6 protein-coding genes are annotated in these 8001 nt (G+C 65.4%); 4 read left to right on the forward strand and 2 right to left on the reverse strand.

What is annotated here, in order from left to right; translation table 11 throughout:
* On the forward strand, positions 1 to 690 hold a 690-nt coding region (locus ACLJT4_RS41970), incomplete at its 5' end, for a phosphotransferase family protein (protein ID WP_411130401.1).
* 168 nt (positions 691 to 858) lie between these two features.
* Here the strand turns inward: ACLJT4_RS41970 and ACLJT4_RS41975 are convergent.
* Both ACLJT4_RS41975 and ACLJT4_RS41980 read right to left on the reverse strand, forming a co-directional pair.
* On the reverse strand, positions 859 to 1287 hold the full coding sequence (locus tag ACLJT4_RS41975) for a DUF2087 domain-containing protein (protein WP_411130402.1): 429 nt from the start codon (positions 1285 to 1287) through the stop codon (positions 859 to 861).
* 608 nt (positions 1288 to 1895) lie between these two features.
* Entirely contained in the window at positions 1896 to 4133 is a 2238-nt protein-coding gene (locus ACLJT4_RS41980) for an HAD hydrolase-like protein (protein WP_411130404.1), read from the reverse strand.
* Between the two features lie 360 nt (positions 4134 to 4493).
* Here ACLJT4_RS41980 and ACLJT4_RS41985 point away from each other — a divergent pair, with 360 nt between their 5' ends.
* The 3 genes from ACLJT4_RS41985 (at position 4494) to ACLJT4_RS41995 (ending at position 7937) form a co-directional block, all read left to right on the forward strand.
* Positions 4494 to 5528 (forward strand): hypothetical protein, encoded by a 1035-nt coding sequence (locus ACLJT4_RS41985; RefSeq protein ID WP_411130405.1) that lies wholly within the window; start codon positions 4494 to 4496, stop codon positions 5526 to 5528.
* Position 5529: 1 nt separating this feature from the next.
* Positions 5530 to 7080 carry an amino acid permease gene (locus ACLJT4_RS41990; protein WP_411130406.1) on the forward strand — a complete coding sequence of 517 codons (1551 nt, stop codon included), beginning with the start codon at positions 5530 to 5532 and terminating at the stop codon, positions 7078 to 7080.
* Positions 7081 to 7226: 146 nt separating this feature from the next.
* Complete coding sequence (locus ACLJT4_RS41995) at positions 7227 to 7937, forward strand: hypothetical protein (protein ID WP_411130407.1); 711 nt, start codon at positions 7227 to 7229, stop codon at positions 7935 to 7937.
* Positions 7938 to 8001 lie beyond the last annotated feature (64 nt).

The raw sequence follows: 8001 nt of genomic DNA on the forward strand, positions 1-8001 counted from the left end.
CCTCCGCCGCGAAGTCCTCCAGATCACACCGGACCGCGGCCAACTCCCCACCCAGCACACCCAGTCAACGACACACCCGATCAAACGGACACGCCACCGGCGAGTGAACCTGACCAAGCACTACTAGCCAGGATCCACCAGTTGAACACCACGGGGTTCGGTTCCGTGGATGCGACCCTTCATGGAACCGATGCCAAGTTCGGTGACTGGTTCATTGATGGACTGGAGAGAAAGCTGGACGATGCCCGGCGAATTGAGCCGGCCTCTGATCGGGTCCTGGACATGGCAATGGCGCTAATGCATACGCATCGGTCCATGCTCGATGACTGTTCTCCCAGCCTGCTGCATGGCGATTTCAGCCCTGACAACGTCATTGTGGAGAGCGGTAGCATTGCCGCCGTCATCGACTGGGAGGCAGCCAAAAGCGGTCCACCAGAGATGGATATCGGCTGGTGGGACTGCTTCTTTGACTCTCCTCTGACTCAAGCGAGCGAGTTGATCTCTGGTTACGAACGGCAAAGCAAGTTCGATCCCGAGCGACTGGCGACGCTGAGGCATCTCGCCGTACTCCGGATCATGATTGGCCACTTCTCCTGGACGCTCTCAGTAGGGGATCCAGAAGGGATCAAGCAAGCGGCCGAGCGCATCGTACTAGAGGTGGACACAGCGCACGCCTGGGGCGGCGCCTGACCTGGTCGCCCTAAGCCTGCCTCGCAGTTCCAGGCAGGAGCGTAGATCGAAACATATCCCGCTGATGTGCGCGTCTGCATGAGCAGACGGGCACGTCAGCGGGATTCAGGGTGTTGCTGCACGGCTGAAGTGACGCATTTACGTCTTGTCCTCAACCGCACCTCAGCGTCACGCGACTCTCTGATAGCCGCTGCTTGCGGCTCGAGTCACCAACTTCAGGTCAACGAGAAGCCGCCGCAAGGCTGCGTAGTCAGAGTGCGCTTGACTCAGCAAGTCGTTCACTTCGGACTCCGACAGTTGCCGGCCGGGAGGAAGGAGCCGCGCAAGAAGCTGTGCAACACGCCACCGGTAGTCGGGATTCTCCGGAAGTTTGACGAGCCTCCCGTGCTTGAAGAACCGTTCGAGATCAGGGTCCTCAGCCAGCAAACGAGTCACGGGCAAGGTGGCATCGATCGCGTCAGCAGCCACGCCCAGGGCTGAGAGATCCGCTGAAAGAATGTGCCCTTCGATGGACACCAGTCCGGCTTCTTTGAGCCGCACAGCATCCTTCACCATAGACTTCGGATCTCGGCCGACTGCGGCCGCGACTGCACTCATGGAACAGTCATCGCCTCTGCTCTCTCGCTCGGCTACAGTCGCGAGCAGAGTCAGCCGACTAGACACAGAGAGAGCAGCAAGCCGCTCTGCCGCACTGCTGAGTTCAGACATGCGAACTTCCTAGGAGTCGGTCCGTCTTGCTTCAAGACGGCTTCTAGCGACCCCATCGACCCGGCTGGTCGACAGGCCGTGACGTCCCAGATCCGCCGAATTAGACGTCAGGGCTGCCATCGTCGCCGTATCGGACTTGAGCACTCCGCAGTCGACGCCCGTGCTAGCACGAGCTGACAGCGGTTCCCTGTCCGCTGGCACTCAAGCGTATGGGTGGCGCCACTCTAGGGACATCACACCAGTGATATTGCCCTCCTTCGATGCCTCTGCAAGCGGGGACAGGAGATCGTCCTACGCGCGCTGAAGATGAACGCAGTCGACACCCCGAACGGTGAGTTGGGCCCCGCCAAAATAGGCAGGAGGCCGATGGCGATCGCCGCCAGATCCCTTGGTCGCTGCGGTCACCGTTGCGGAGGTGCGGCCTTTGGTGCACGTTGGCTGGTGACCGGTGTATGGGGCCTGACGTGACCTTCCGTCTGCAGACTAGGAGTCACCGTTCAGGCTGTGCTGAAAGTGATCGCATCCACCAGCTGCTGTACGTTTTCCAGACTTTCGAGAACAACATCGGCCCCCGCTTCCTTGAGGTCCTGTGCGGAGGTCTTGCCCGAGGGCACACCAAGGACCGAGGCACCGCCCTCAAGTCCCGTGCGGACGTCCTCAAGGGAGTCTCCGATGATCACCGTGTTGGAGCGTGTAAAGACTGTCCCGTGCTTGGCCTGCGCGCGTCTCTGTGCGATGCCCACGAGCGCGGGCCGATGGCCGTCGTCGGAGGCGAAGCCGCCGATCTCGGTATCGAGGTAGCCGTCGAGGTCGAAGGCCGCGAGCTTCAGCAGCGCGTTCAGCTTGAGGTTCCCGGTGACGGCCGTCGGCACCCAGCGCGGGTGGTCGTGGACAGCTTGGAGTGCGGCCACCGCTCCGGGCATGAGAACCCCTTGGTGCCGTAGGTCTTCACTGTGAGCGGCGAGCCGCTTGGGCAGCAGCTCCACCATTCGCGGCAACAGGTCAGGGACGGCTGGCTCCGGCACACCGTTGTCCAGGAGCAGCGACCGGATCGCGAGGGGCATGGTGACGCCGGTACCGCGCGCCGGCAGGTGTTCGGCTGGGCGGCCGACGACTTCGGCGAAGGTCTCGCGGTACACCTGGCGGTCGATGTCGCCGACATAGAGCAGCGTGCGGTCGATGTCCCACAGGATGAGGGTCTGCTGGGCTCCTGTCACGCTGTTTTCCTCGTTCCCGTCACGGCGGCGGCACGGTCCATTAGCTCCCGAGCGTACGTGGCGTTCCCCACCGTATGGAGGTCGCCGACCATTGTCTCGATGTGCTCGTTCATGCGGGCTGACTGGAGCTGTTCGGCGAGGTCGAGTGCCCTGTGCGCGGTGTCGCACCCTGCTTCGGCATCGCCCTGCCGCAGGTGGGCTGATGCGGCCCGGGCCAGGAAGAGCCCTCGCGTTCGCTGATCGGCGGGGTTCAGCGTGCGCCTGCGTGAAGCTGACGACCGCTCGCTTCGGGTCGTCGAGATCGAGGTAGCAGCTGCCGGACTGGCCGTGGATCTCACCTGCGTTGATCCAATACAGCCAGCGCGGGTCACGCTCCGAGCGTCCCTGAGCGCACAGCTCGGCGGCTTGCCCGAGTGCGGTGAGCACGGCTTGGCGTTCGCCGAGTTTTGCGTGTCCGCGAGCCTGCCGGGTGAGCAGCATGGCCTCCAGGGCGGGGGCGCCAAGGTGCTTGATCTTCTCGCGTGCTGCCTGGGCCGCGGTCACGGCGCTTCGTGGTGCACCGGTGGAGTAGCCGTGGATGGCCAGGTAGGAGAGAGCGCCGGCTCCGAGTCGTGCGTCGCCGGAGGCTTTCGCAGCACGGAGCGCAGCGAGTAAGTATGCGAGGGTGCGGTCGCGATTGCCGGCGTCGAAGGTGAACCATCCGGTTTGGATGGCGGTGTCCGCGGTGATCGCAGCGAGGCGCCGTCCGGTGTCCTCGCCGTATGTCGACTGCTCGACGAGTCGTTTGAGAAGCTCCAGGTGAGCGGTGCCGAGGTCGGCCAGCGTGCCGCTTCCGGCGCTCGCGTCGGTGAGCCGCAGATTGTCCGTGGTCGCTTGCAGGCTGTCAAGGAGCTCGTGTGTGAGGCGACTTCCCTGTGCGGCTCGAATCAGCGGCTCGGCTTCGGCCGTGCTCCAGTGGTGCACGAAGGCGGTGAGCGCCAACCCGCTCACCGTTAGGAATCGTCGGCGGTCCATGGCGTTCCCTCCAGCCGCGGTGCTCAGTGCGGCCACCATACGGCCCGTCGTCCACGGCAAGGCCGGGTCGAGGTCGTCGGAATACAGGTTTCGGGGCGGATGAACGCGACGGGGCAGCGGGAGGGGTGCCAGCTCGGAGGGAACGCCGAGGCCAGCGAGGAACTCGCCGATCTTGTCGATGTTGGTCAGGCGGCGCCGCCCCGACTCAAGCATCGACAAGAACCCCTGGCTCAGGCCGGTCAGTTGGGAAATGTCGTCCTGGCGCAGAGAACCCTGCTGACGGATCAGGCGAGTCGCCTTGCCGAAGTCCCAGGCGGCTAACGCCTGTTGTACCTCTGGGCTGCGCCATACACGTTCTGGGACGGAAGCGGCATGTTGATTCAGGGCGCGTGAACGAAGACAGGCCGAGCACAGCGTTCCCGAGTTGTACTGGCTCAGTTGGCAGCCGCACTGTTCGCAGCATCTCGGCGACTGCGCAAGCACCTCTGCCTCCCCGTTGAGCATGCTCGTAGAGCTTCAACTTCCCCTGACGAAAACGAAATCACTCCAGTGATATCACCTGGGAAATGTGTGCAGCGGGGGTTTCTGCATCACTCTGGTACTCCTGCAGTGCACGGTGGCGACGAACCATCCGAGATCAGGCTATTCGGCTGTCATCCAGGTCCCTCGCACTGTGATTCCTCAGTTGCTGTGTGGCTCCTCGTCGGCCTTGGCGAGGCTCCCTCCCTAGAGTTTGAGAACCTCGATGACTGTCTTCATGCCGATAGGTCAGCCGTCCCGGTTTGGGTCGATCTTGACCGGCCGAATGGTCGTGGTCCTCCAAGTGACCGCTCTGCGCCTGGTTGCCTGCAAGGGGATGGTTTGATGGTTCCGGTCTATGACCCCGCCGGTACGGACGATGGTCTGCGTGCGGCGATGACGGAGCTGCGGGTCGGCCGGTGGATGGCGATGCGTGATCTCCTGGCCGAGACCGGCTCGAACTGGCCGTTGCGAAGTTTCCGTACCCAGGTGCTGGGCATCTTGGCGGCTGGCTCCGATGTGGTGGAAGCGTGGCTCGCCGAGGAGCCGGACAGCTACGACGCGCAGGTGATGCTGGCCCGGGTGTCGATGGAGCGGGCGCTGCGATCGCACCGTCAGCAGCACGGCGCTGCGGGGAGTCTGGAGCAGCGGGCAAGGGCCACGGCGATGGCGATGACCCGTCGTGAGTGGCGTGATCCTGTGCCGTGGTTGTGTCTCCTCACACTGGCGCAGGTCGACGTGCAGCAAGTGTGGCGGGAGCACAGTGCGCGGGCCCCCGAGCCCATGTTGCCGACGGGCCCGTGGAGGTTGTTGTACGAGGTCAACCGGCGTGATCCCGGGAGCCGAGAGGCTTACCACCGGATGATCCAGTTCCTGCTGGCCCGGCAGGTGGCGGAGGCGGGGGCGCTGGCGGAGGTGATGGACTTCGGCCGGTGGGTGGCGTCGTGGGCACGCGAGGGGTCACCGCTGCTGCTGTTGCCGCTGTACGCGCTGACGGCTCAGTACCGGCGTCATGGCGGGTGGCATCGACCGGCGACGTGGCGGCTTCAGTGGGCCGAGGAGCCCACCATCGGCTACACCCTCAAGGCGTACCACCAGTGGTTCCGCCGCACAGAACCGGCCTTGCGTTCGGTATCCGACCTCAGCTATCTGGCCTGTGCTCTGTGGGCGGGGCACAAGCTGTACGAGGCGTTCGAGGTTTTCGACGCCCTGGGGCCGTATGCAGCTGGGGAGCCGTGGGCGTCGGTGCACGACTACGGGAATCAGCCGGACGCCGCCAAGTCCATGTTCCTGCGCGCCCGCGCCGAGGCAGAGTCCGCAAGGAGACGCGCCCCGCGTCGCGGCCCTGCTGTGCACCCGCCCGCATATCCCGCTGGTTGACATGCACCGGCTCCCCCAGAGCTCGGTCCGTTCTGTGCTTGGAGGTCTTCTCGTGTCTCGCTCGTCCCATCGCTCCACCGGTTCCAGGTCTGACGACCTGGTGCTGCGGGAGTTGGGCTACAAGCAACAGCTGGCTCGCCGGATGACCGCGTTCGGGAACGCGGGGGCCAGCTTCACCGTGATCAGCATCCTGTCGGGGTGCATGACCATGTTTGGTTTCGGCATGGCGACCGGTGGTCCCGCGGTCATGATGTGGGGCTGGGTGGCCGTCGGGGCCATGGTGCTGTTCGTCGGCGCCGGCCTGGCCGAGGTCACCTCCGCCTATCCCACCAGCGGCGCCCTGTACTTCATGGCGCACAAGCTCGGAGGGCGGCGGTGGGGCTGGTACACCGGCTGGCTCAACCTACTTGGCCTGGTAGGCGCCATCGCTGGCATCGACTACGGGTGCGCCCAGTTCATCTCCGCCTTCCTCAACCTGCAATTCGACGTGGCGGTAAGTCCGGGCACAACATTCGTGATCTTCTTTGCGGTCCTGCTGCTGCACGCCGTGCTCAACGTGCAGGGCGTGCGTCTGGTCAGCGTGCTGAACGTGGTCAGCGTGTGGTGGCACCTGGCCGGTGTCGCCCTCATCGTCGCCGCCTTGACCTTGGTTCCCTCTCATCACCAGTCCGCGTCGTTCGTTTTCACACGGTTCGTCAACGACACCGGCTTCGGCTCGACGTGGTACGTCGCGCTGATCGGGTTGCTGCTGGCGCAGTACACGTTCTCCGGATACGACGCCTCCGCGCACCTGTCGGAGGAGACCACCAACGCACAGATCGCCGCCCCGAAGGGCATCATGCGGGCGATCGTCTGGTCGTGGGGCGCGGGGTTTGTCCTGCTGGCCGGTCTCACTTTCGCCATCCAGGACTACACCGCCGCCCAGCACGCGGACGTGCCGCCGGCGCAGATCTTCCACGATGCGCTCGGTCCGGAGGCGGCCAAGGCCCTGCTGCTGATCGTGATTGCCGCGCAGCTGTTCTGCGGGACCGCCGGTACGGCCGCCGCCTCACGGATGGTCTTCGCCTTCTCTCGGGACCGGGCATTGCCCGGCTGGCAGCTGTGGCAGCGGGTGAGTGAGGGCACGCCGAAGGCGGCGGTGTGGCTGTCGGTGGGTGCGGCGGCGGTGCTGGTGCTCCCGTCGCTCTACAGCGCGACGGCGTACGGTGCGGTGACCGCGATCAACGTCATCGGCATCACCCCCGCCTACGCGCTGCCGATCTTCCTTCGCATCCGGTACCGGCGCCGCTTCACCCCCGGCCCGTGGGGCCTGGGCCTCTGGGGCGTCCCGGTCGGCACCGTGGCGGTGGCGTGGGTCGTGTTCGTGACGGTCCTGTTCTGCCTGCCGCAGCACTATCCGGTGACTGTCAGCACGTTCAACTACGCACCCGTTGCGCTCATCGCGGTGCTGGCTGCGGCGACCGTGTGGTGGTGGAGGGCCAAGCACAGCTACGCCGCGCCCGCCGGGCCGGCTGACCGTGACCTGGCCGACCTGGAGGGCGAGGTCATCTGATGCACTCCTCCCCACTCAACACTTCGCCTCGCCTGGCCGCGTCCACCCCGCGACAGCCGGAACGAGACGCGGGTCGTCTTCGCCGCTCAGGTCCGCTCCGTCTGGAGGAGTTCCGGGCCGCGGTTGAGGACGGTCGCATCGACACAGTGCTGCTGGCCCTGCCCGACCTGCAAGGGCGACTGAAGGGCAAGCGGTACGACGCCCGGCACTTCCTGACCCGAGTAGCTGGTAACCACGCCGAGATGTGTGCCTACCTGCTGGCCACAGACGTCGGCATGCATGCGGTCGATGGCTTCGCCCTGACCTCCTGGGAGGACGGCTACTCCGACCTGAAGGTCGTCCCGGATCTGGGCACGCTGCGGCTGCTGCCCTGGATGCCGCGGACCGCGCTCGTCCTCAGCGACGCCTTCGCCGGCACCGAGCAACCGGTGGCCGTGGCCCCGCGGCAGATCCTGCGCACCCAACTCGAACATCTCCGGGCCGTGTATGGGTTGCAGGTGCAGGTCGGGCTGGAGAGTGAATTCGCCCTCTACAGAGGCCGCCCTTCCACCAGCCCCCAGCCTGGGCAGCCGCTGGTCGCGGTGAGCGCGACGAACCTGGACTACGCGCTCGATCACCCCCCGGCCCTGGATCGCTTCCTTCGACGCCTGCAATCCGCGCTGGCCGGAGCAGGAGCCCCCGTCGAAGCCATCAAGGCCGAAGCAGGTCCCGGCCAGATCGAAGTCACTTTCCCCTACGGGCCCGTGATGGAGGCGTGCGACGTCCACCTGCTGCTCAAGCACGCCGCCCGGGCCCTAGTAGTGCTTGGTCAGGTTCACTCGCCGGTGGCGTGTCCGTTTGATCGGGTGTGTCGTTGACTGGGTGTGCTGGGTGGGGAGTTGGCCGCGGTCCGGTGTGATCTGGAGGACTTCGCGGCGGAGG

It is taken from the genome of Streptomyces sp. x-19 (assembly GCF_046549115.1).
GTDB classification, from domain to species: Bacteria; Actinomycetota; Actinomycetes; order Streptomycetales; family Streptomycetaceae; genus Streptomyces; species Streptomyces albulus_C.